The 19818-nt window shown below is 66.9% G+C and carries 30 protein-coding genes, 1 tRNA gene and 1 pseudogene; 31 read left to right on the forward strand and 1 reads right to left on the reverse strand.

The genetic code is table 11. The annotated features are described in order from the left end of the window. The 25 genes and pseudogenes from AOZ13_RS09295 to secY all read left to right on the forward strand — a co-directional run. Nucleotides 1-365 (forward strand): putative RNA uridine N3 methyltransferase (locus AOZ13_RS09295; RefSeq protein WP_267879323.1); only part of this gene is annotated, 365 nt, incomplete at its 5' end. A 4-nt stretch (nucleotides 366-369) separates the two neighbouring features. Continuing rightward, nucleotides 370-1382: pseudogene (locus tag AOZ13_RS09300) on the forward strand (50S ribosomal protein L3). A gap of 3 nt (nucleotides 1383-1385) precedes the next feature. Further along, nucleotides 1386-2138, forward strand: coding sequence for a 50S ribosomal protein L4 (gene rpl4p / locus AOZ13_RS09305; protein WP_020220832.1), 753 nt, complete (start codon nucleotides 1386-1388; stop codon nucleotides 2136-2138). Then, nucleotides 2135-2389, forward strand: a complete 255-nt coding sequence (locus tag AOZ13_RS09310; RefSeq protein ID WP_020220831.1) for a 50S ribosomal protein L23 — start codon at nucleotides 2135-2137, stop codon at nucleotides 2387-2389. The genes rpl4p and AOZ13_RS09310 overlap by 4 nt, the downstream gene beginning before the upstream one ends. A gap of 2 nt (nucleotides 2390-2391) precedes the next feature. Next, nucleotides 2392-3108 carry a 50S ribosomal protein L2 gene (locus AOZ13_RS09315; protein WP_020220830.1) on the forward strand — a complete coding sequence of 239 codons (717 nt, stop codon included), beginning with the start codon at nucleotides 2392-2394 and terminating at the stop codon, nucleotides 3106-3108. 3 nt (nucleotides 3109-3111) lie between these two features. Beyond that, nucleotides 3112-3534, forward strand: coding sequence for a 30S ribosomal protein S19 (locus AOZ13_RS09320; protein ID WP_020220829.1), 423 nt, complete (start codon nucleotides 3112-3114; stop codon nucleotides 3532-3534). 2 nt (nucleotides 3535-3536) lie between these two features. Next, complete coding sequence (locus AOZ13_RS09325; protein ID WP_020220828.1) at nucleotides 3537-3995, forward strand: 50S ribosomal protein L22; 459 nt, start codon at nucleotides 3537-3539, stop codon at nucleotides 3993-3995. Nucleotide 3996: 1 nt separating this feature from the next. After that, nucleotides 3997-5037: a 30S ribosomal protein S3 gene (locus tag AOZ13_RS09330; RefSeq protein ID WP_020220827.1), complete on the forward strand. Its 1041-nt coding sequence runs from the start codon at nucleotides 3997-3999 to the stop codon at nucleotides 5035-5037. Beyond that, the gene (rpmC, locus tag AOZ13_RS09335) at nucleotides 5037-5246 is read left to right on the forward strand and encodes a 50S ribosomal protein L29 (protein ID WP_020220826.1); all 210 of its coding nucleotides are present in this window, start codon (nucleotides 5037-5039) and stop codon (nucleotides 5244-5246) included. The genes AOZ13_RS09330 and rpmC overlap by 1 nt, the downstream gene beginning before the upstream one ends. After that, the gene (locus tag AOZ13_RS09340; protein ID WP_020220825.1) at nucleotides 5246-5608 is read left to right on the forward strand and encodes a ribonuclease P protein component 1; all 363 of its coding nucleotides are present in this window, start codon (nucleotides 5246-5248) and stop codon (nucleotides 5606-5608) included. Before rpmC ends, AOZ13_RS09340 begins: the two co-directional genes overlap by 1 nt. Then, on the forward strand, nucleotides 5599-5925 hold the full coding sequence (locus tag AOZ13_RS09345; RefSeq protein ID WP_021780425.1) for a 30S ribosomal protein S17: 327 nt from the start codon (nucleotides 5599-5601) through the stop codon (nucleotides 5923-5925). Before AOZ13_RS09340 ends, AOZ13_RS09345 begins: the two co-directional genes overlap by 10 nt. Next, nucleotides 5925-6323, forward strand: a complete 399-nt coding sequence (locus tag AOZ13_RS09350; protein WP_020220823.1) for a 50S ribosomal protein L14 — start codon at nucleotides 5925-5927, stop codon at nucleotides 6321-6323. Before AOZ13_RS09345 ends, AOZ13_RS09350 begins: the two co-directional genes overlap by 1 nt. 1 nt (nucleotide 6324) lies before the next feature. Next, nucleotides 6325-6681: a 50S ribosomal protein L24 gene (rplX, locus tag AOZ13_RS09355; protein ID WP_020220822.1), complete on the forward strand. Its 357-nt coding sequence runs from the start codon at nucleotides 6325-6327 to the stop codon at nucleotides 6679-6681. Then, complete coding sequence (locus tag AOZ13_RS09360; protein WP_020220821.1) at nucleotides 6678-7397, forward strand: 30S ribosomal protein S4e; 720 nt, start codon at nucleotides 6678-6680, stop codon at nucleotides 7395-7397. Before rplX ends, AOZ13_RS09360 begins: the two co-directional genes overlap by 4 nt. Next, a complete protein-coding gene (locus AOZ13_RS09365; RefSeq protein ID WP_020220820.1) occupies nucleotides 7394-7912 on the forward strand; it encodes a 50S ribosomal protein L5 in 519 nt (172 codons plus the stop codon). The genes AOZ13_RS09360 and AOZ13_RS09365 overlap by 4 nt, the downstream gene beginning before the upstream one ends. After that, the gene (locus AOZ13_RS09370) at nucleotides 7909-8067 is read left to right on the forward strand and encodes a 30S ribosomal protein S14 (protein WP_020220819.1); all 159 of its coding nucleotides are present in this window, start codon (nucleotides 7909-7911) and stop codon (nucleotides 8065-8067) included. The genes AOZ13_RS09365 and AOZ13_RS09370 overlap by 4 nt, the downstream gene beginning before the upstream one ends. A gap of 2 nt (nucleotides 8068-8069) precedes the next feature. Beyond that, the gene (locus AOZ13_RS09375) at nucleotides 8070-8462 is read left to right on the forward strand and encodes a 30S ribosomal protein S8 (protein ID WP_020220818.1); all 393 of its coding nucleotides are present in this window, start codon (nucleotides 8070-8072) and stop codon (nucleotides 8460-8462) included. Between the two features lie 2 nt (nucleotides 8463-8464). After that, the gene (locus AOZ13_RS09380) at nucleotides 8465-9001 is read left to right on the forward strand and encodes a 50S ribosomal protein L6 (protein WP_020220817.1); all 537 of its coding nucleotides are present in this window, start codon (nucleotides 8465-8467) and stop codon (nucleotides 8999-9001) included. A gap of 3 nt (nucleotides 9002-9004) precedes the next feature. Further along, entirely contained in the window at nucleotides 9005-9718 is a 714-nt protein-coding gene (locus AOZ13_RS09385) for a 50S ribosomal protein L32e (RefSeq protein WP_021780426.1), read from the forward strand. Continuing rightward, a complete protein-coding gene (locus AOZ13_RS09390; RefSeq protein ID WP_020220814.1) occupies nucleotides 9711-10160 on the forward strand; it encodes a 50S ribosomal protein L19e in 450 nt (149 codons plus the stop codon). Before AOZ13_RS09385 ends, AOZ13_RS09390 begins: the two co-directional genes overlap by 8 nt. Next, on the forward strand, nucleotides 10160-10711 hold the full coding sequence (locus AOZ13_RS09395; protein ID WP_020220813.1) for a 50S ribosomal protein L18: 552 nt from the start codon (nucleotides 10160-10162) through the stop codon (nucleotides 10709-10711). The genes AOZ13_RS09390 and AOZ13_RS09395 overlap by 1 nt, the downstream gene beginning before the upstream one ends. A gap of 3 nt (nucleotides 10712-10714) precedes the next feature. Continuing rightward, nucleotides 10715-11353 (forward strand): 30S ribosomal protein S5, encoded by a 639-nt coding sequence (locus AOZ13_RS09400; protein WP_021780428.1) that lies wholly within the window; start codon nucleotides 10715-10717, stop codon nucleotides 11351-11353. Next, the gene (gene rpmD, locus AOZ13_RS09405; RefSeq protein WP_020220812.1) at nucleotides 11353-11817 is read left to right on the forward strand and encodes a 50S ribosomal protein L30; all 465 of its coding nucleotides are present in this window, start codon (nucleotides 11353-11355) and stop codon (nucleotides 11815-11817) included. The genes AOZ13_RS09400 and rpmD overlap by 1 nt, the downstream gene beginning before the upstream one ends. 2 nt (nucleotides 11818-11819) lie before the next feature. Beyond that, complete coding sequence (locus AOZ13_RS09410; RefSeq protein WP_020220811.1) at nucleotides 11820-12302, forward strand: uL15m family ribosomal protein; 483 nt, start codon at nucleotides 11820-11822, stop codon at nucleotides 12300-12302. A gap of 4 nt (nucleotides 12303-12306) precedes the next feature. Then, on the forward strand, nucleotides 12307-13785 hold the full coding sequence (gene secY, locus AOZ13_RS09415; protein ID WP_020220810.1) for a preprotein translocase subunit SecY: 1479 nt from the start codon (nucleotides 12307-12309) through the stop codon (nucleotides 13783-13785). Between the two features lie 80 nt (nucleotides 13786-13865). Here the strand turns inward: secY and AOZ13_RS09420 are convergent, their stop codons facing one another. Continuing rightward, a complete protein-coding gene (locus AOZ13_RS09420; RefSeq protein ID WP_021780429.1) occupies nucleotides 13866-15029 on the reverse strand; it encodes a cation:proton antiporter in 1164 nt (387 codons plus the stop codon). Nucleotides 15030-15136: 107 nt separating this feature from the next. On the opposite strand from AOZ13_RS09420, the gene AOZ13_RS09425 reads away from it, so the two are divergent. From AOZ13_RS09425 to AOZ13_RS09450, 6 genes are all read left to right on the forward strand, one after another. Beyond that, nucleotides 15137-15772 (forward strand): adenylate kinase, encoded by a 636-nt coding sequence (locus AOZ13_RS09425; protein ID WP_020222378.1) that lies wholly within the window; start codon nucleotides 15137-15139, stop codon nucleotides 15770-15772. 35 nt (nucleotides 15773-15807) lie between these two features. Then, complete coding sequence (locus tag AOZ13_RS09430) at nucleotides 15808-16698, forward strand: DUF106 domain-containing protein (protein ID WP_020222379.1); 891 nt, start codon at nucleotides 15808-15810, stop codon at nucleotides 16696-16698. 55 nt (nucleotides 16699-16753) lie between these two features. Continuing rightward, entirely contained in the window at nucleotides 16754-17332 is a 579-nt protein-coding gene (cmk, locus tag AOZ13_RS09435; protein WP_021780430.1) for a (d)CMP kinase, read from the forward strand. Further along, nucleotides 17333-18208 carry an RNA-guided pseudouridylation complex pseudouridine synthase subunit Cbf5 gene (locus AOZ13_RS09440; protein WP_021780431.1) on the forward strand — a complete coding sequence of 292 codons (876 nt, stop codon included), beginning with the start codon at nucleotides 17333-17335 and terminating at the stop codon, nucleotides 18206-18208. Nucleotides 18209-18304: 96 nt separating this feature from the next. Beyond that, nucleotides 18305-18377, forward strand: a tRNA-Pro gene (locus AOZ13_RS09445). Nucleotides 18378-18534: 157 nt separating this feature from the next. Continuing rightward, nucleotides 18535-19755, forward strand: coding sequence for an MFS transporter (locus AOZ13_RS09450; RefSeq protein ID WP_020222817.1), 1221 nt, complete (start codon nucleotides 18535-18537; stop codon nucleotides 19753-19755). Nucleotides 19756-19818: the final 63 nt, after the last annotated feature.

Raw genomic sequence — 19818 nt, forward strand, 5'->3', positions numbered from 1 at the left:
AGGCCCCACCGGGCTTTCAGGTCTTCACCCGGCCCATCGGGGACGAACTCGACCGTCCGGACGCGGGGTTCCGGGTCGCCACATCACGCTTCGGGGTGCCAGTCGGCGCCGCGAACGTGGGCGACCTCACCCGCCGCGTCCACGAGGACGGACTGACCGTGGCGTTCGGCTCGCCGGAACGCGGGCTGCCGCCGATGCTCGGCCTCACCGCCGAGGCGGTCAGGGAGTTCGACTCCGCCCAGTCCACCCGCGCACCCGGCGGGTTCGACGTCTGGCTCAACACAGTCCCGAATCAGGGTAGCGAGGTCGTGCGAACGGAGGAAGCGATGTTCGCCTCCCTCGCGTGCCTGACGCTCACGGAGTGATACGATGCCACAACCAAACCGACCACGCAAAGGCTCTCTGGGGTTCGGTCCCCGTAAGCGCGCGGCGAGCGAAGTCCCGCGCTTCAACAGCTGGCCCGACGACGACGGCCAGCCCGGACTTCAGGGGTTCGCCGGGTACAAGGCAGGCATGAGTCACGTCGTGATGGTGGACGATGCGTCCAACTCCCCCACGGAGGGGATGGAGACGACCGTTCCCGTCACTGTCGTTGAAATACCATCGATGCGCGCCGCCGCGGTGCGGGCGTACGAGGACACGCCGTACGGGCAAAAGCCCGTCACGGAAGTCTGGGCCGAGGATCTCGACGCGGACCTCGACCGGACCCTCGACGTCCCCTCCGAGGGCGCGCGCGGCGACTACGGCGCCATCGAGGAGCTCGTGGAGAACGGTGCGGTCGACGACCTCCGTGTCGTCACCCACACCGTCCCCGCGGGCATCTCCGGCGTCCCGAAGAAGAAGCCGGACGTCATGGAGACGCGCGTCGGCGGCGGCTCGATCGACGAGCGCGCCGACGTCGCGCTCTCCCTCCTCCGCGAGGGCGGCGAGCACGAGTTCGGCGACGTCTTCCGCGCCGGCGAGTTCCTCGACACTTCCGGCATCACCAAGGGGAAGGGCACCCAGGGCCCCGTCAAGCGCTGGGGCGTCCAGAAGCGCAAAGGTAAGCACAAGCGACAGGGCTGGGTCCGCCGTATCGGCAACCTCGGCCCGTGGAACCCGAGCCGCGTTCGCTCGACGGTTCCCCAGCAGGGCCAGACCGGGTACCACCAGCGCACCGAACTCAACAAGCGCCTCGTCGACTTCGGCGAGGGCGAGGACGTCAACGCCGCGGGTGGCTTCCCGAACTACGGCGAGGTCTCCGGCCAGTACGCCTCATCAAGGGTTCGGTGCCCGGTCCCGAGAAGCGCCTCATCCGCTTCCGGCCGGCCATCCGGCCGAACGAATCGCCGCGCCTCGACCCCGAGGTGCGCTACGTGAGTACCGCGTCGAATCAGGGCTAAATCATGCAGGCAACAGTCCGTGGCCTCGACGGCGACGACGCCGGCTCTACCGACCTCCCAGAGGTCTTCGAGACGGCATACCGACCCGACCTCATCCGTCGGGCGGTCCTCGCCGCGCAGGCCAATCGAAAACAGCAGTACGGCGCTGACGAGTACGCGGGTCTGCGCACCCCCGCCGAATCCATGGGAAGCGGACGCGGTATGGCCCACGTCCCGAAGACGAACGGGCGTGGCGCACGCGTTCCGCAGACCGTGGGCGGCCGGAAGGCGCATCCGCCGAAAGCAGAGAAAGACCAAGGCAAGGCGGTCAACAAGAAGGAGCGCAAGCTCGCCGTCCGATCCGCCATCGCGGCGACGACGGACGCCGAACTCGTCGCCGAGCGCGGCCACAACTTCGACGAGGACGAGGAGCTTCCGCTCGTCGTCTCGGACGACTTCGAGGACCTCGTGAAGACGAAGGAGGTCGCCTCCTTCCTCGAGGCCGTCGGCGCGTACGACGACATCGAACGCGCGGACGATGGCAAGACCGTCCGTGCCGGACAGGGCAAGCTCCGCGGTCGCAAGTACCGCGAGCCCAAGTCCGTCCTCTTCGTCACCTCATCCGAGACCGGTCCGTCGAAGGCCGCCCGCAACCTCGCGGGTGCCGACGTCGCGACCGCGGCCGAGGTGAACGCGGAGGACCTCGCACCCGGCGCGCACGCCGGCCGACTCACCGTCTGGACCGAGAGCGCGCTCGCGGAGGTGGCCGACCGATGAGTGGGATCATCGAGTACCCACTCGTCACGGAGAAAGCGATGAACGACATGGACTTCGACAACAAGCTCCAATTCGTCGTCGACCTCAACGCGACGAAGACCGACGTCAGCGAGTCGGTCTCCGAGCAGTACGACGTCACCGTCGAGTCCGTCAACACGCAGGTGACGATGAACGGCACGAAGAAGGCCATCGTCAAACTCTCCGAGGAGGACGACGCGCAGGACGTCGCCTCCCGGATCGGGGTGTTCTGAGAATGGGACGCAGGATTCAGGGTCAGCGACGCGGGCGCGGTACCTCGACGTTCCGCGCGCCGTCGCACCGATACAAGGCGGAACTGTCGCACAAGAAGCCCGAGGGCGACGTGCTCTCCGGCGAGGTCGTCGACATCGAGCACGACCCCGCACGGAGCGCACCGGTCGCGCGCGTCGAGTTCGAGGACGGCGATCAGCGCCTCGTGCTCGCCGCCGAGGGCGTCGGCGTCGGCGATACGCTCGAGATCGGCATCTCGGCGGCCGTCGAACCCGGCAACACGCTCCCGCTCGCGGAGATCCCCGAGGGGATTCCCGTGAGCAACGTCGAGCGTCAGCCCGGTGACGGCGGCATCTTCGCTCGCGCGTCCGGCGTGAACGCGGACCTCGTCACGCACGAGCGTGACGCCGCGGTCGTCCAGCTGCCGAGCGGGGAGGTCAAGCGCCTCTCGCCGGACTGCCGCGCCACCGTCGGCGTCGTCGCCGGCGGCGGACGGACGGAGAAGCCGTTCGTCAAGGCCGGCAACAAGCACCACAAGATGAAGGCCCGTGGTACGAAGTGGCCGCGCGTCCGCGGTGTGGCGATGAACGCCGTCGACCACCCGTTCGGTGGCGGTGGCCGCCAGCACCCCGGGCGCCCGAAGAGCGTCTCGAAGAACGCGCCGCCCGGACGGAAGGTCGGGGACATCGGCTCCCGACGCACCGGCCGTGGAGGGAACTAACGCATGAGTACGGAATACCGCACCGGCCGCGAGGGTGAGTTCACCTACCGCGGTCACGAGCTTGACGAGCTTCAGGACATGGACCTGGAGGACGTCGCGGAACTGCTCCCCGCGCGACAGCGGCGAACCATCACCCGTGGACTCTCCGAGGAGCACCAGAAGGTGCTGGAGAAGGCGCGCGAGCGCGACGCCGAGGAGACGGCGAACAACCCGATCCGCACGCACCTGCGCGATATGCCGGTGCTCCCCGAGTTCGTCGGGCTGACCTTCGCGGTCTACGACGGACAGGAGTTCGGACGCGTCGAGGTCGAACCCGAGATGATCGGGCACTATCTCGGCGAGTTCGAACTGACGCGAAGTTCGGTCGAACACGGGCAGGCGGGTATCGGCGCGACCCGCTCCTCGAAGTTCGTGCCGCTCAAGTAACAATGGGAATCAGCTACAGCGTCGACGCCGACCCGGAGACCACCGCGAAGGGCATGCTCCGCGAGCGGCCGATCAGCCTGAAGCACAGCAAGGCCATCGCCCGACAGATCAAGGGCGAGACGGTCGCGGACGCCGAGGACTACCTCACCGCGGTGCTGAACGAGGAGCGCTCGGTGCCGTTCAAGCAGCACAACTCCGGCGTCGGACACCGTTCCGACATCGAGGGCTGGGACGCCGGCCGCTACCCGGAGAAGGCGACGAAGGACTTCCAGAAGCTCCTGACGAACGTCTCGAACAACGCCGAACAGCAGGGCTTCGAGCCCGCTGAGATGGTCATCACGCACGTCGCCGCCCACAAGGTCGGCGAGACGCAGGGCCGCAAGCCCCGTGCGATGGGCCGTGCTACGGCGTGGAACAGTCCGCAGGTGGACGTCGAACTCATCATCGAGGAGGCAGAATAACATGGCAGACGAACTCGAATTCATCGAGGAGGGGCTTCAGCGCTCCCAGATCGACGAGTTCTTCAAGGAAGAACTCGCCCGCGCCGGCTACGGCGGCATGGACGTCGCTCACACGCCGATGGGAACCCAGATCGTCCTGAAGGCCGAGAAGCCCGGGATGGTCATCGGGAAGGGCGGGAAGAACATCCGGAAGATCACGACGCAGCTCGAGGAGCGCTTCGACCTGGACGATCCGCAGATCGACGTTCAGGAAGTCGATGAGCCCGACCTGAACGCACAGATCGTCGCGGATCGCCTCGCGAACGCCCTCGAACGAGGGTGGTACTTCCGCAAGGCCGGTCACACGACCATCGACCGCATCATGGACGCGGGCGCCCTCGGCGCCGAGATCGTCCTCAGCGGGAAGGTCACCGGCAACCGCGGTCGCGTCGAGAAGTTCAACCGCGGCTACATCAAGCACAACGGCGAGCCCGCCCAGTCCATCGTGGACCACGGGCAGGGCGTCGCCGTGATGAAGCTCGGCACGATCGGCGTGGACGTCAAGATCATCCCGCCGGGTGCCGAGCTGCCCGACGACTTCGAGATCGACGAGGACGCCGACATCGAAGACCTCATCGTCGACGAAGAGGAGATCGAGGGCGAAGGCGTCGAGGAGCTCCTCGAAGGCGAGGAGCCCGCGGAGTCCGAACTCGGCGGTCCCGAAGGCGAGGCCCCCGGCGAGGAGGAACTCACCGAGTCCGCGGACGACGAGGCCGAAGAGGAGATCCTCGAAGAGGACCTCGAATCGGGTGCTCGACCCGACCGGCACGCGGAGGAGGGCGCGAGCTCGACCTCGCCGCCGGAATCCGAGGAGACCGTTGAAGAGGCCATCGACGAACTCGAAGAGGAAGTCGAACCCGAGGAGTTCGACGAGGTCGAGGCCGACATCGAAGAGGAAGCCGACGCTCTGCTCGAAGAGATGGAGGAGGAGGAAGCCGAGACGGCGGAATCCGAATCCGAATCCGAATCCGAATCCGAATCTGAAGAGGAGGGTGAGGAATAATGGCGATCCTCCACACCCAAGAGATCCGAGACATGACGCCCGCCGAACGCGAGGCTGAACTCGAGGAGATCGAGACCGAACTGCTCAACGAGAAGGCCGTGAAGGCGGCCGGTGGCGCGCCGGAGAACCCCGGTCGGATCGGCGAACTGCGCCGGACGGTCGCGCGGATCAAGACGATCCAGCGCGAAGAGGGCGACCTCGAGGAATAATGACGTTGACGCCCGAGACGCTTCCGCGACACGAGCTCGTCGGCCTGCCGGTGCGGGTCGTCGAGTCGCCCGACTCCTCACAGGTCGGGATCGCGGGGAGGGTCGTCTCCGAGACGACCAACACTCTCGTGATAGAGGATGCCTCGGGCACCAAGCGCGTTCCGAAAGGTGGAAGAAGGCTCGAGTTCCGACTGGTAGATGAAGCCGCGGCCCGCCGCAAGGGGGCCGGGACCGCGTCCGAACCCGACTCGCGCGGCGGCGCGACGGGCGAGGACGCGGCCTACGTTACGGTGGATGGCGATATACTGCTCTCACGGCCCGCATTACGCTCCGAAAACGGAGTCGAATCACAATGGCGATAGGACTGAACGTAGACGCGCCCGAAGGCGACTGTGCCGACGATGACTGCCCGTTCCACGGCAGTCTGTCCGTTCGCGGACAGATCATCGAAGGCGAAGTCGCTTCTACGGCAATGGACAAGACCGTCGTCGTCGAACGCGAATACGACGTATTCGTCCCGAAGTACGACCGCTACATGAAGCGGCGTTCTCGGGTTCCGGCACACGCGCCGGAGTGCTTCGACATCGCGGAAGGCGACACGGTACGCATCGCAGAGACACGACCGCTCTCGAAGACCAAATCCCACGTGGTCGTCGAGCTCACGGAGGGTGAGAACTGATGGAAGCCATCAAGGCCGACGTCACGCCCGGACTCGAGAAGGGATCCCTCATCACGTGTGCCGACAACACCGGCGCGCGCGAGCTCAAGATCACGTCCGTCTCCGGCTATCAGGGGACGAACAACCGACACCCCAAGGCGGGGATCGGTGACAAGATCACCGTCTCGGTGACGAAAGGGACGCCCGAGATGCGCCGGCAGGTGCTGGAGGCCGTCGTGGTCCGCCAGCGCAAGCCGATCCGGCGCCCCGACGGCACGCGCGTGAAGTTCGAGGACAATGCCGCGGTCATCATCGATGACCTCGGCGAGCCTCGCGGGACCGAAATCAAGGGTCCCATCACGCGGGAGGTCGCGGAGCGGTACGGCAGCATCGCGAGCACCGCGACGATGATCGTATAACATGAGCGAGCAACCACGCAAACAGCGCACCCGCACGGAGAACGCGGCGCTCCACGAGCGCCAGAAGCAGGTCCGCGCGCACCTCGCGGCGGACCTCCGCGAGGAGTACGGCCAGCGATACGTCCGCGTCAACGCGGGCGACACGGCCGAAGTCATGCGCGGCGACTTCGCCGGCGAAGAAGGCGAGGTCACCGACGTCGACCTCAAAGACGCCGCCGTCTACGTGGACGGCGTGACCGTCGAGGCGGCGGACGGCGAGGAGGTCCCCCGAGCGCTCGACGCCTCGAACCTCCGCGTCACGGATCTCGACCTCTCCGACGACATGCGCACGACCCGACTGGAGGGTGACAACGAATGAGCAACCACCAGAAACGACTCTCCGTACCGAAATCGTGGCCCGTCGAGCGGAAGACGGCCACGTTCACGGCGAAGGCAGGCGCGGGCCCGCACGGCGAAGCCGGTGTCCCGCTCGTCGTCGTCCTTCGGGACGTCCTCGGATACGTCGACACCACGAAGGAGGCGAAGTACGCCGTCCACCACGACGGCGTCCTCGTCAACGGCGACTCGGTGAGCGACGTGACGCAGCCCATCGGGATGTTCGACATCCTTGGCTTCCCGGAGCGAGACGAGTATTACCGCGTCTTCCCCGACGAGGGGGGACGCCTCGCCCTGACCGAGATCCCGGCCGCCGACGCGGACGGCAAGCTCGCGAAGGTCACGAACGAGACGCTGGTCTCGGGCGGCGACGTCCAGCTCAACCTCCACAACGGCCACAATCTGGTCGTCGCGGAGGACGAGTACAGCGGCAACGACAGCATCGTCGTCGATCTCGATAACGACGACGTGCTCGCGCACTTCCCGTACGAGGAGGGCGCGCTCGTCACCGCCGTCTCAGGCCAGCACGCGGGCGAGGTCGGCGAGATCACCGAGATCACCGTCTCGCCCGGCAGCGCGGACAACACGGTCGAAGTCGAGACCAGCGAGGGTTCCTTCGAGACCGTTGAAGAGTACGTCTTCGTCATCGACGAGCAGTTCGTCGAGGACGAGCCCGAAACGGAGGGTGACGACGAATGAGCGAGGCTGAGTTCCACGAGATGCGCGAGCCCACCGTCGAGAAGGCCGTCGTCCACATGGGCGTCGGTCAGGGTGGCCGCGAACTCCAGAACGCCGAGGAGATCCTCGAGGGGATCACCGGACAGGAGTCCGTGCGCACGACGGCGAAGCGCACGGAACCCGAGTTCGGGATCCGCGAGGGCGACCCGATCGGCGCGAAGGTCACACTCCGCGGCGCGGGCGCTGAGGACTTCCTCATGCAGGCGTTCGACGTCGTCTCCCTGAGCCGCGCACAGTTCGACGACACGGGGAACGTCTCCTTCGGTATCGAGGAGCACACGGACTTCCCGAGTCAGGAGTACGACCCGAACATCGGCATCTTCGGGCTGGACGTGACGGTCAACCTCGTCCGCCCGGGCTACCGCGTCTCCAAGCGAGACAAGCGGAGCCAGCCGATCCCGGAGAACCACCGCCTCGACGCTGACGACGCGATCTCGTTCCTCGAGGCGAACTTCGACGTGGAGGTCACGCAATGAGCGAAGCAGCACACGAGCACGAGGAGACCGGCCAGACCCACGAGTGCCGCCGCTGTGGCCGCAATCAGGGCCTCGTCGGCAAGTACGACGTCTGGCTGTGTCGACAGTGCTTCCGAGAGATCGCCCGATCGATGGGCTTCAAGAAGTACAGCTAACCATGACAGGCAAAGATCCCCTTTCCGACGCCCTCTCGGGCATCGACAACGCAGAGAGTGTCGGACACCTCTCCCACACGATATCGACCGCCTCCAACACCATCGGGTCCGTCCTCGAGGTCTTCTATGACCGCGGGTACGTCGACGGCTTCGAGTTCGTCGACGACGGCAAAGGTGGCATGTTCGAGGTCGAACTGAAGGGTGCCATCAACGAGTGCGGCCCCGTCAATCCGCGGTACTCCGTGGGTGCTGACGAGTTCGAGCAGTGGGAGAAGCGGTACCTCCCGGCTCGCGACTACGGGACGCTCATCGTGACGACCAGCCACGGCATCATGAGCCACTACGAGGCCCGCGACGAGGGCATCGGTGGTCAGGTCATCGCTTACGTCTACTAACAATGACGCGAACAGAACTCGAGATCCCCGAAGACGTCGACGCGGAAGTCGACCATCTGGAGCTAACCGTCGAGGGACCGAACGGCTCCGTCACGCGGCGACTCTGGTACCCGGACGTCCGCGTGTCCGTTGAGGACGACGCCGTCGTCGTCGAGGCGGATGCGGAGGACGCGAAGACGAACTCGACGGTCGGGACGTTCGAGAGCCACATTACGAACATGTTCCACGGCGTGACCGAGGGATGGGAGTACCGGATGCAGGTCCACTACTCTCACTTCCCGATGCAGGTCACCGTGGAGGATGACGAAGTGGTCATCGAGAACTTCCTCGGCGAGAAGGCGCCGCGGCGCGCACAGATCCGCGGCGACACGGATGTGCAGGTCGACGGCGAGGAACTGACCCTCTCGGGCTCCGATAAGGAGTCCGTCGGGCAGACCGCCGCCGACATCGAACAGCTCACCCGCGTCACCGACAAGGACACGCGCGTGTTCCAAGACGGTGTCTACATCGTCGAGAAACCGACGAAAGGAGGTGCCTGATAGATGGCAGACGAACTACAGGAACTGGAAGACATCAGCGGCGTCGGCGCGAGCAAGGCCGAAGCGCTGCGCGAGGCCGGCTACGAGACGGTCGAGGACGTCAAGGCGGCGAGTCAGGACGACCTCGCGGACGTCGACGGCGTCGGGAACGCGCTCGCGGCCCGCATCAAGGCCGACGTCGGCGGTCTCGAAGTCTCCGAGGAGACCGAGACCGAAGTCGAAGAGGAATCGCCCGAGGCCGCTGAGGCCGAGGAAGAGGCGGAAGCGGCGGAGACGGAACTCCGCCCGCGCGGTCACGCCGACAAGACGCCGGATCTTGACGACGAGGAGGAGCGCCTCCTCGACCAGCGCCGGCGCGTCGGCAAGCCGCAGTTCAACCGTCAGGACTATCACATGAAGAAGCGGACCCCGACCTCGTGGCGCAAGCCCCGCGGCACGCTCTCGAAGCAGCGCCGCGGCATCAAGGGCAAGGGCCCGAAGGTCGAGGCTGGCTTCCGCACGCCGAAAGCGGTGCGCGGCAAGCATCCGAGCGGCTTCGAGGAGGTCCGCGTCCACAACGCGGACGACCTCGACGGCGTCGACCCCGACACGGAGGCCGTCCGCATCGCCTCGAAGGTCGGTGACCGGAAACGGGAGACCATCGAGGAACAGGCCGAGGAGGCGGGTATCCGCGTCCTCAACCCGACCTACGTCGAAGTGGAGGTCGACAATGAGTGATCTGAGCGCACAGAAACGACTCGCTTCCGACGTCCTCGACGTCGGCCAGAACCGTGTCTGGTTCGACCCGGACGCCCAAGGCGAGATCGCGGACGCAATCACGCGAGAGGACATCCGCGAACTCGTCGACGAGGGCACGATTCGGGCAGAGACCAAACAGGGCAACTCCCGTGGCCGCGCGCGCGAACGCGATGCGAAGCGCGCCTACGGTCACCGGAAGGGTCCGGGCACGCGCCGCGGGAAGGCGGGCGCCCGGCAGGACCAGAAAGAACAGTGGAAGAGCAGCATCCGCGCGCAGCGCCGCGAGCTCCGCGAGCTTCGCGACAGCGGCGAACTCACGCCCGCCCAGTACCGTGACCTCTACAACATGGCGAAGGGTGGCGAGTTCGATAGCGTCAGCCGGATACACAACTACATCGCGGAACACTACGGTGAGCAATAATGGCTAGCGGCCCACGATACAAGGTTCCGATGCGCCGGCGCCGCGAGGTCCGGACGGATTACCATCAGAGGTTGCGCCTCCTCAAGTCGGGCAAGCCCCGGCTTGTCGCTCGAAAGAGCAACAACAACGTCACGGCGCAGCTGATCGCGACCGGCCCTCACGGCGACGAGACGCTCGCGAGCGCACAGGCGACCGATCTCGAGGAGTACGGCTGGGATGCGCCGACCGGGAACCTCCCGGCGGCCTACCTGACCGGCTACCTCGTTGGCGTCCGCGCTCGCGAGGCCGGACTCGAGGAGGCGGTCCTCGACATCGGTCTGAACACCGCGACCCACGGGTCGAAGGTGTTCGCGATTCAGGAGGGCGCGATCGACGCCGGACTGGACGTCCCGCACAACGAGGACGTCTTCGCCGACTGGTCGCGCACGCGCGGCGAGCACATCGCGGACTACGCAGCACAGCTCGACGAGCCGCTCTACAGCGGCGAGTTCGACGCAACCGAACTCCCCGAGCACTTCGATGACGCGCTCGAAACCATTCAGGAGGACTAACCAATGAGCTACAACGACAGCTGGCAGCCCCAGACCCGACTCGGCCGCCGCGTGCAGGACGGCGAGATCGAGTCGATGTCGGCGGCGCTGAACACCGGGCTCCCGCTGAAGGAGCCCGAGGTCGTCGACAACCTCCTCCCGGGGCTCGACGACGAGGTACTGGACATCAACATGGTCCAGCGGATGACGGACTCCGGCCGCCGGGTGAAGTTCCGGTGTGTCGTCGCGGTCGGGAACCGCGACGGCTTCGTCGGCTACGCCGAGGGTCGCGACGATCAGGTCGGCGGCGCCATCCAGAAGGCCATCGAGGTCGCGAAGCTGAACATCATCGACGTCTCTCGCGGCTGTGGGTCGTGGGAGTGTGGCTGTGGGCGTCCGCACACGGTCGCGCTCAAGACGACCGGCAAGGCCGGGAGCGTCGAGGTCGATCTGATCCCCGCGCCGCGCGGTCTCGGTCTCGCGGGCGGTGAGACGGTCCGGCACGTTCTCGAACTCGCCGGTATCGAGGACGTCTGGACGAAGTCGTCCGGAAAGACCCGGACGACGGTCAACTTCGCGAAGGCGACGTTCAACGCGCTCCAGAACACGGTGGAGGCCCGCATTCCCGAGCGCACGCGCGAGAAGCGCGAGGTGATCGAATAATGCAGGCAATCGTCCAGCTCCGCGGTGAGGTCGACATGCGTGCGAGCGTCGAGGACACGCTCTCCATGCTCAATCTCCACCGCGTCAACCACGCCACCCTCGTCCCGGAGACCGACGCGTATCGCGGCATGATCGCGAAGGTCAACGACTACGTCGCGTACGGCGAGCCGTCGCTCGAGACGGTGAAGTCGCTCGTCGCGAAGCGTGCCGACCCCCTCGAGGGCGACGCCGACATCGACGACGAGTGGGTCGCCGAGAACACCGACTACGACGACGTCGACGGCCTCGCGCGTGCCCTCTACAACGAGGAGACGACGCTGCGCGATGCGGGTCTCTCCCCGGCCGTCCGACTGCACCCGCCGCGCGGCGGACATCAGGGGATCAAGCAGCCCCAGTCTGAGGGCGGACAGCTCGGTAAGCAGTCGACCGACGAGGTCGACGAACTCCTCGAGCGGATGCGATAACAATGACGAGTAAGAAACGACGCCAGCGCGGCACGCGCACGCACGGTGGTGGCTCGCACAAGAACCGACGCGGCGCCGGTCACCGTGGTGGGCGCGGACGCGCCGGCCGCGACAAGCACGAGTTCCACAACTACGAACCGATCGGAAAATCCGGATTCAAGCGTCCGGAGAAGGCGACGCTCGACGTCGCCGAGATCACGATCCGGGAACTCGACGAGGACGTCGCGCTCCACGTCGCCGACGGTCTCGCCGAGGAGACCGAACACGGCTACCGCGTGGACGTCCGCGACGTCGTCGAGGACGGCCACGAGGTCGACGCCGTGAAGGTCCTCGGCTCCGGGCAGGTCTACAACCAGCTCGAAGTCGTCGCCGACGCGTTCAGCGAGGCCGCCGTCGAACTCATCGAGTCCGAGGGCGGTGAGGCCGTGCTCACGGAGCGCGGCGAGGAGCTCGCGAGCGACGACGAAAACGAGAGCGAGGACTAACCCGATGGGCTGGAAGGAAGCCGCCGAGCCGTACCTCACCCGGATGCCGACCGTTTCGCGCCCCGAGGGCCACGTGCCCTTTAAGCGCAAGCTGGCGTGGACGGCGTTCATCTTGGTGGCGTACTTCTTCCTGACGAACGTCGCCCTCTGGGGGCTCGGGCAGAACGCGACCGACCTGTTCGGGAACTTCCGCAGCCTGCTCGCCGGGGGGCAGGGCTCCGTCCTCCAGTTGGGGATCGGGCCGATCGTCACTGCGAGCATCGTCCTCCAGCTGCTCGGCGGCGCGAACCTCCTCGGGTTGGACACCGACGACCCGCGCGATCAGGCGATCTATCAGGGGCTGCAGAAGTTCTTGGTGCTCGTGATGATCTGCCTGACGGGTCTCCCGATGGTGTTCCTCGGTGGCTTCCTGCCGGCCGATAGCTCGCTCGCCTCCTCGCTCGGGATCGGCGTCTTCGGTCTGCAGTGGCTCATCTTCGCCCAGATCGCCGTCGGCGCGCTCCTCCTCCTCTACATGGACGAGGTCGTCTCCAAGTGGGGCGTCGGCTCGGGTATCGGCCTCTTCATCGTGGCCGGTGTCTCCCGACAGCTCATCGTCGGCCTGCTCTACTGGGGCGGTGTCAGCAGCACGGGACAGATGGGTGTCATCCCCTACTGGATCAACGTCCTGATCGGGAACATCCAGAACGTCACCGCGAGTTCCCTGCTGTTCAACTCGACGGTCGGGGTCCTCCCCATCGTCACGACGGTCCTCATCTACGCGGTCGTCGTGTACGCGGAGTCCGTCCGCGTCGAGATCCCGCTCAGTCACGCTCGCGTGAAGGGCGCCCGGGGTCGCTTCCCCGTGAAGCTCATCTACGCGAGCGTCCTGCCGATGATCTTGGTGCGCGCCCTGCAGGCGAACATCCAGTTCCTCGGCCGGTTCCTCCGCGGGTGGCTCGGCGAAGCCGGGATGCCGAACTGGCTCGGCATCTACACGGTGTCGGACTCCGGGTTGCAGGTCACCGGTGGCCTGTTCTACTACCTCGCGCCGGTCCACAGTCCATCGCAGTGGATGTGGTGGGCGGGGAGCGTCGGGGGTGCCGATCCGTGGCAGGTCATCATCCGGGTCGCCATCGACCTCACCTTCATGGTGGTCGGGGGCGCCATCTTCGCGGTCTTCTGGGTGGAGACCGCGGACATGGGACCGGAGTCCACGGCGAAGCAGATCCAGAACTCCGGGATGCAGATCCCGGGATTCCGGCAGAACGTCGGGGTCATCGAGAAGGTCATGGAGCGCTACATCCCGCAGGTCACGGTGATCGGCGGCGCGATCGTGGGCTTCCTCGCCGTCCTCGCGAACATGATGGGCACCATCGGTAGCGTCTCCGGCACGGGGCTGCTGCTCACGATCTCCATCACGTACAAGCTGTACGAGGAGATCGCGGAGGAACAGCTCATGGAGATGCATCCGATGATGCGCCAGATGTTCGGCAACGAGTAACGACCGCGGTCCGCCGTTCTCCATTTCTTCGCGATGCCACGCCGCGTAGCGACGCGGCTGCCCGCTGGCACGGCTCTCCTTCAGATCGCGTCGGACGCGGCCCCGTTCGCGACGTACCGGAACGCCACGACGGCGACGAAGACGCTGACGACGGAGAGGAGGACGAACGCGTCGTAGAGGGGCTTCCCGATGATCCCGCGCGATAAGCCGATCTCCGCGGCGGCGACGCTGATGGAGAGACGCCCGGGCATCGCGGCGGTGAGGAGGCGCGTCGTGTCGCCGCCGAGTCCGGCGATCCTGCCGCCGAGGGCGGCGCCGACGACCTTCGTCCCGAGACCGAGGACGAGGACGCCGCCGAGGAGGAGCGGGTCGGCGCCACCGATCGCCCCGAGGTCGACGTTCATGCCGACGTAGAAGAAGAAGACGGGCGCGGTGAGGTCGGTGATCGGTCGCATGTCGCGCTCGACGCGGTGGCCGTCGGACGTGACGATCGCGACGAGCAGTCCGGCGAAGAACGCGCCGAGGACGGCGTGGACGCCGATCTCCTCGACGGCGAACGCGAGCGCGATCATGAGGAAGACGCCGAACTTCACGGGATTCGAGACGACCCCCTCGCGGACGGTGTTCGAGATGTGGTCGGCGAGGACGAACGGGAGGACGACGAAGAAGAACCCGAGCGCGAGGGTGACGAGGCCGACGCCGAGAACGGGCGAGTCGGAGGTGACGAGCGTGACCCCGTAGGCGAGCGCGGCCACGGAGAGGATGTCGTTGAGGACGGTAACGGAGAGGATCAACTGCCCGCGGTCGTCGTCGACGAGGCCGTAGTCCTCGACGAGCGGGTAGATCAGCCCGAGGCTGGTCGTCGAGACGGTGACGCCGGTGAGGTACGCCGCGAAGGGGGACAGCGAGAGTGCGAGGGCGAACCCGACGCCGGCGAGAAACGGGAGGACGAAGGTGAGGAGGCCGAGCTTCGCCACGCGGAGCGGGTCCTCGCGGACGACCTCGGGGTCGAGTTCGAGACCCGCGTCGAACATGATCATCAGCAGGCCGAAGGCGGCGAGGGCCTCGAAGAAGTCGTAGCCGGCCGACCCGGGACTGATGAAACCGAAGGCGGAGCCGAAGACGATGCCGGCGAGGATCTCGACGGCGAGGAGGGGGACGTCCCACCGGCGGAGGAAGGTGAAGACGTAGCTGGTCCCGTAGACGACGAGGAGAGCGGAGACGAAAGCGAACTCGAGAGCCATCGGAACACCGACGGCTACGACGCTCGCCCGTATATGTTCCCGTGCTCCCGCGGCGGCACCGAGTCGGTTTCCGCAGACATTTATCCCGGGAGGGTGAACGAACGTGCATGAGCGACCCGCGTATTCTCATCCTCGGCGCGCCGGGTGCCGGAAAGGGCACGCAGTCGAAACGCCTCGTGGACGCGTACGACATCGAGCACGTCACGACCGGTGACGCGCTTCGCGCGAACAAGCACACGGAAACGGAGTACGGGACGCCCGCGGAGTACATGGACGCCGGCGACCTCGTCCCCGATCCGCTCGTGAACGAGATCGTGAAGACGGCGCTCGAGGACGCGGACGGCTTCGTCCTCGACGGCTATCCGCGCAACGAGAGTCAGGTCGAGTACCTCGAGGACGTCGCGGATCTCGACGTCGTCCTCTACCTCGACGTCCCCGAGGAGGAACTCGTCAGCCGACTCACCGGCCGTCGCGTCTGCCCGGAGTGCGGCGCGAGCTATCACGTCGAGTTCAATCCGCCCGAGGAAGAGGGCGTCTGCGACGAGTGCGGCGCCGACCTCGTCCAGCGCGACGACGACACCGAGGAGACGGTCCGCGACCGTCTCGCGACCTACCGGGAGAACACGACGGACGTCATCGAGCACTACCGCGGGACCGACGAGTTCGTCGAGATCGACGGCGCGCAGTCCCCCGACGGCGTCTGGGCCGACGTGCGGGACGCCGTGGACGCACGCACGGAGTAAAAAGTTGATGAACGCCCCGATCGGAGGTACGTAGCATGGCACGGACCGCAGAGAAGGTGCGGGACCTCGTCGCGGAGGACCCCGAGATGCGCGACGCCGTCGCGGCCCTCCTCGATCACGAGGGGGAGACCGTCGAGTGGCGCGACGTCAACGAGTCGCTCACGAGCGGCCAGTGGGGTCGACTCATCGAGAAGGGGATCCTCGAGGAGGCCGGGGACGGGTTCCGGCTCGCGGATCCCGATGCCGTCCGCGACGGGCTCACCGGTGACGACGAGCCGGCGTACGAGGATGGCGACGACGTCGAGCTTCCGGACGACGACGACACCGCGTGGACGGTGTACGATAAGGTCGCGGGCGTCTGCGCCCTCGCGATGATGAGCGGCTACTACTACCATCCCATCCGCCGGACGGTCGGGCCGATCGTCGATATCGTCCTCGGGCCGCTGAACTCACTCCTGCCGTTCTTCGTCGTCGTGATGGTGCTCGCCGTCTGTACGGGTTTCTGGACGTCGATCATTCAAGCGAACCTGATGAATTTCGATAAAATGTCGGCCTATCAGGAGCGGATGCAGGAGATTCAGGACCGCCAGAAGGCCGCGAAGGAGCGCGGTGACGAGGAGGCCCTCGATCGCATTCAGCAGGAGCAGATGGAGGCGATGGGTGACCAACTCGGGATGTTCAAGATGCAGTTCCGCCCGATGGTCTGGATCATGCTCATCACCATCCCGGTCTTCCTCTGGATGTACTGGAAGCTCGGGCAGGTCGAGCAGGGCGTCACGCTCGTCCTGCCGCTCGTCGGTCACACCCATCTCAAGGACACCATCGGCGGGTTCATGCCGGCGTGGATCGTCTGGTACTTCCTCTGCTCGATGGGGTTCAGCCAGATCGTCCGGAAGGGACTCGGTATCCAGACGACGCCGACCTGACGGACGCGACGCGGCGGTTCGTAAACTCCTTACTCCGCGCGTCCCGAAACCGACTATGTTGGTCACTATCTCCGGGCCACCGGGGAGCGGGAAGTCCACGGTGGCGTCCACGCTCGCGGACCACCTCGACTACGAGCACATCTCGGGGGGGGACATCTTCCGCGGGCTCGCGGACGAACGCGGGCTGACGCTCGAGGAGTTCAACAAGCTCGCCGAGGAGGACCCACAGATCGACAAGGAACTCGACGAGCAGCTGCGCGAGACGGCGCGCGAACGCGACGACGTCGTGCTCGAATCCCGCCTCGCGGGGTGGATGGCGGGCGAGTACGCCGACATCAAGATCTGGCTCGACGCGCCGCTCGGCACGCGCTGTCGACGTATCGCCGAGCGAGAGGAGAAGACGCCGGCGGCCGCCCGAAAGGAGACCGAGAAGCGCGAGGAGTCGGAGACCGCGCGATATCACGAGTATTACGATATCGACTTCGACGACCTCACCATCTACGACCTCTCGGTGAACACGGCCCGCTGGGGTCCGGACGAGGTGACGGATATCGTCCTCTACGCCGTCGACGCGTACGTGCCGTCGCAGGACGAGGGACCGACACCGATCGACGACGTCCGCTACGAGTTCTAGATGCGTCGCGAGGCCCCCGACGATCGCGACGTCGACGCCCTCCGCGAGTTCGGTGTGGTGAACCTCGACAAGCCGCCGGGTCCCTCCGCCCATCAGGTCTCCGCGTGGATCCGGGACATGGTTGACGTCGAGAAGGCCGCCCACGCCGGCACGCTCGACCCGAAGGTCACGGGCTGTCTCCCCGTGCTCACGGGGACGGCGACGCGCCTCGCGCCCGCTCTCCTCGAAGGGCCGAAGGAGTACGTCGCCGTCCTCGAACTCCACGCCCGCGCGCCGACGGACCTCGACGCCGTCGTCGCCGAGTTCGCGGGACCCCTCTACCAGAAGCCGCCGCGCAAGAGCGCCGTCGCGCGCCGCCTGCGCGTCCGCGAGGTGTACGCACTCGACGTGCTGGAGGTGAGCGACGACCGCCGGCAGGCCCTCCTCCGGATCCGCTGTGAGAGCGGGACCTACGTGCGAAAGCTCTGTCACGATCTCGGGTTGGCGCTCGGGACGGGCGCGCACATGGGCGACCTCCGCCGGACCGCGACAGGACCGTTCGACGACGCCGACCTCGCGACCCTGCACGATCTCGCGGACGCGCTGGCGGAGTGGCGCGAACGCGGCGACGAGACGTGGCTCCGCGACGTTCTCGCGCCCGCCGAGCGCGCGCTGGCGCACCTGCCGTCGGTCATCATCGCCGACTCCGCGGCCGACGCCGTCACCGAGGGCGCGCCCGTGTTCGCGCCGGGCGTCCTCGACGCCGACGACGCCGGCGAGAACGCCCTCGTCGCGTGCTACACCCCGAACGGCGCCGCAGTCTGCCTCGGTCGCCTCGTCGGCGACCCCGACGCCGAGGAAGGGGAGGTCGTCTCCCTCGAACGCGTGCTCGTCTGACGGATGGGGTCCGTCGGATTCGAGTTCGAATCTCGACGGTCCCGTCCATCGTTGAAACGAAGGCCTTAATGCCGGCACCCGCCTCTTCCCGAGTGCGGGGCCGTGGGGTAGCTTGGTATCCTCGGCGGATGGGGTCCGTCGGACTTGAGTTCGAATCTCAACGGTCCCACTCTCACTTTCGACGCTTTCGCACTCGCTAGTTGACAGTCCACTCCGCAGTTCGTGAGACGGCAAGCCTGTCCGCTCGTCGCGGACGACCGTCGCCCTCCCGGTCGCTGACGCCGCGACACGACCAGTTATCCCGTGGCGCGCCGATCGTCCCGTACATGCTCTCGACGTCGCGCGCCCGCCATCTCCTGCTCGTTCTCGGATCGCTCGCGTACACCGCGTTGATGTTCGTCTGGTTCTCCGTGCCGGCGTACCTCGGTGCGCTGACGGCCGACTTCGGGCTGTCGAGCACGCAGGCCGGTCTCCTCACGGGCGCGATCCCGCTCACGTACGTCCCCGTCGCGCTCTTCTCGGGCGCGATCATCGACCGCATCGGTGGGTATCGCGCGATCGGGACGGGACTCGTCCTGTTCGGTCTCGCCCAACTCGGCCGCTCGCTCGTCGCGTCGACACCCGCGCTGTTCGCGCTGACCGTGCTCGTCGGGATCGGCGGGACGACGATCACGTTCGGTCTGCCGAAGCTCGTCTCCGATCTGTATCCGCCGGGGTCCTCCGGAACGCCGTCCTCGGTGTACGTCTTCGGCTCCCTCCTCGGGACGGCGGCCGCGTTCAGCCTCGGTCGGGGTGTCATCGGTCCCCTGCTCGGCGGGTGGCGCCCGCTCTTTCGCGTCACGGGCGTCGCCGTCCTCGTCTACGCGGTCGTCTGGTGGGCGACGGTGCGGTGGCTCCCGGTCCACGAGATCCAGTATCGCGACCGGGACGCCGGGGGGGAGACGCGTCGACTCTCGTTCGCCGCGCTCCGGGACGACGTCGCGCGGGTGTTCGCGAACCGCCCGATGCGACTGCTCGTCGTCGTCGGCGTCGTCTACCTCCTGCTCCTCCACGGCATCGAGAACTGGCTCGCGACGGTGTTACGCTCGCGCGGGCTGGCCGCGTCGCTCGCCGCGACGTCGGTCAGCGGCTTCGTCGCCGCCGAAGCCGTCGGGACGCTCTGCCTCCCGGTGCTCTCCGATCGGCTGGACGCGCGCGGCACGATCATCGCGGGATCGGCGACGCTCTGCGCGCTCGGCGTCGCCACGCTCCTCCTCCCCGGCGTCCCCCTCGCCCTTCCCGTCGTCGGCGCTCTCGTCGCCGGGTTCGGTGTCGGCGGGATCTCACCGCTCGTTCGCGTCATCCCCGGTGAACTCGACGGTATCGGTCCCGAACTCGTCGGGACCGCGATCGGTCTCGTCTTCGCCGTCGGCGAACTCGGCGGCTTCCTCGGCCCGTTCCTCATCGGGAGCCTCCACGATCTCACCGGGACGTACGCGGCGGGTCTCGTCGCGCTCTGTCTCGGCTGTCTCGCCGCTATCGAAGCGGGGCGACGCCTACCGGTCTGAAAACACGGGAGAAAACGTCCCGGTCTCGCGTCGCTCGCCCGGCGAAACTCGCGCGGAGCGCGA

The organism is Halarchaeum acidiphilum MH1-52-1 (genome assembly GCF_000474235.1).
GTDB lineage: Archaea > Halobacteriota > Halobacteria > Halobacteriales > Halobacteriaceae > Halarchaeum > Halarchaeum acidiphilum.

What these genes read in the sequence shown, in the direction of transcription:
- rpl4p (WP_020220832.1), top strand. Translation starts at nt 1,386, where the DNA reads ATGCAGGCAACAGTCCGTGGCCTCGACGGCGACGACGCCGGCTCTACC.
- AOZ13_RS09310 (WP_020220831.1), top strand. Translation starts at nt 2,135, where the DNA reads ATGAGTGGGATCATCGAGTACCCACTCGTCACGGAGAAAGCGATGAAC.
- AOZ13_RS09315 (WP_020220830.1), top strand. Translation starts at nt 2,392, where the DNA reads ATGGGACGCAGGATTCAGGGTCAGCGACGCGGGCGCGGTACCTCGACG.
- AOZ13_RS09320 (WP_020220829.1), top strand. Translation starts at nt 3,112, where the DNA reads ATGAGTACGGAATACCGCACCGGCCGCGAGGGTGAGTTCACCTACCGC.
- AOZ13_RS09325 (WP_020220828.1), top strand. Translation starts at nt 3,537, where the DNA reads ATGGGAATCAGCTACAGCGTCGACGCCGACCCGGAGACCACCGCGAAG.
- AOZ13_RS09330 (WP_020220827.1), top strand. Translation starts at nt 3,997, where the DNA reads ATGGCAGACGAACTCGAATTCATCGAGGAGGGGCTTCAGCGCTCCCAG.
- rpmC (WP_020220826.1), top strand. Translation starts at nt 5,037, where the DNA reads ATGGCGATCCTCCACACCCAAGAGATCCGAGACATGACGCCCGCCGAA.
- AOZ13_RS09340 (WP_020220825.1), top strand. Translation starts at nt 5,246, where the DNA reads ATGACGTTGACGCCCGAGACGCTTCCGCGACACGAGCTCGTCGGCCTG.
- AOZ13_RS09345 (WP_021780425.1), top strand. Translation starts at nt 5,599, where the DNA reads ATGGCGATAGGACTGAACGTAGACGCGCCCGAAGGCGACTGTGCCGAC.
- AOZ13_RS09350 (WP_020220823.1), top strand. Translation starts at nt 5,925, where the DNA reads ATGGAAGCCATCAAGGCCGACGTCACGCCCGGACTCGAGAAGGGATCC.
- rplX (WP_020220822.1), top strand. Translation starts at nt 6,325, where the DNA reads ATGAGCGAGCAACCACGCAAACAGCGCACCCGCACGGAGAACGCGGCG.
- AOZ13_RS09360 (WP_020220821.1), top strand. Translation starts at nt 6,678, where the DNA reads ATGAGCAACCACCAGAAACGACTCTCCGTACCGAAATCGTGGCCCGTC.
- AOZ13_RS09365 (WP_020220820.1), top strand. Translation starts at nt 7,394, where the DNA reads ATGAGCGAGGCTGAGTTCCACGAGATGCGCGAGCCCACCGTCGAGAAG.
- AOZ13_RS09370 (WP_020220819.1), top strand. Translation starts at nt 7,909, where the DNA reads ATGAGCGAAGCAGCACACGAGCACGAGGAGACCGGCCAGACCCACGAG.
- AOZ13_RS09375 (WP_020220818.1), top strand. Translation starts at nt 8,070, where the DNA reads ATGACAGGCAAAGATCCCCTTTCCGACGCCCTCTCGGGCATCGACAAC.
- AOZ13_RS09380 (WP_020220817.1), top strand. Translation starts at nt 8,465, where the DNA reads ATGACGCGAACAGAACTCGAGATCCCCGAAGACGTCGACGCGGAAGTC.
- AOZ13_RS09385 (WP_021780426.1), top strand. Translation starts at nt 9,005, where the DNA reads ATGGCAGACGAACTACAGGAACTGGAAGACATCAGCGGCGTCGGCGCG.
- AOZ13_RS09390 (WP_020220814.1), top strand. Translation starts at nt 9,711, where the DNA reads ATGAGTGATCTGAGCGCACAGAAACGACTCGCTTCCGACGTCCTCGAC.
- AOZ13_RS09395 (WP_020220813.1), top strand. Translation starts at nt 10,160, where the DNA reads ATGGCTAGCGGCCCACGATACAAGGTTCCGATGCGCCGGCGCCGCGAG.
- AOZ13_RS09400 (WP_021780428.1), top strand. Translation starts at nt 10,715, where the DNA reads ATGAGCTACAACGACAGCTGGCAGCCCCAGACCCGACTCGGCCGCCGC.
- rpmD (WP_020220812.1), top strand. Translation starts at nt 11,353, where the DNA reads ATGCAGGCAATCGTCCAGCTCCGCGGTGAGGTCGACATGCGTGCGAGC.
- AOZ13_RS09410 (WP_020220811.1), top strand. Translation starts at nt 11,820, where the DNA reads ATGACGAGTAAGAAACGACGCCAGCGCGGCACGCGCACGCACGGTGGT.
- secY (WP_020220810.1), top strand. Translation starts at nt 12,307, where the DNA reads ATGGGCTGGAAGGAAGCCGCCGAGCCGTACCTCACCCGGATGCCGACC.
- AOZ13_RS09420 (WP_021780429.1), bottom strand. Translation starts at nt 15,029, where the DNA reads ATGGCTCTCGAGTTCGCTTTCGTCTCCGCTCTCCTCGTCGTCTACGGG.
- AOZ13_RS09425 (WP_020222378.1), top strand. Translation starts at nt 15,137, where the DNA reads ATGAGCGACCCGCGTATTCTCATCCTCGGCGCGCCGGGTGCCGGAAAG.
- AOZ13_RS09430 (WP_020222379.1), top strand. Translation starts at nt 15,808, where the DNA reads ATGGCACGGACCGCAGAGAAGGTGCGGGACCTCGTCGCGGAGGACCCC.
- cmk (WP_021780430.1), top strand. Translation starts at nt 16,754, where the DNA reads ATGTTGGTCACTATCTCCGGGCCACCGGGGAGCGGGAAGTCCACGGTG.
- AOZ13_RS09440 (WP_021780431.1), top strand. Translation starts at nt 17,333, where the DNA reads ATGCGTCGCGAGGCCCCCGACGATCGCGACGTCGACGCCCTCCGCGAG.
- AOZ13_RS09450 (WP_020222817.1), top strand. Translation starts at nt 18,535, where the DNA reads ATGCTCTCGACGTCGCGCGCCCGCCATCTCCTGCTCGTTCTCGGATCG.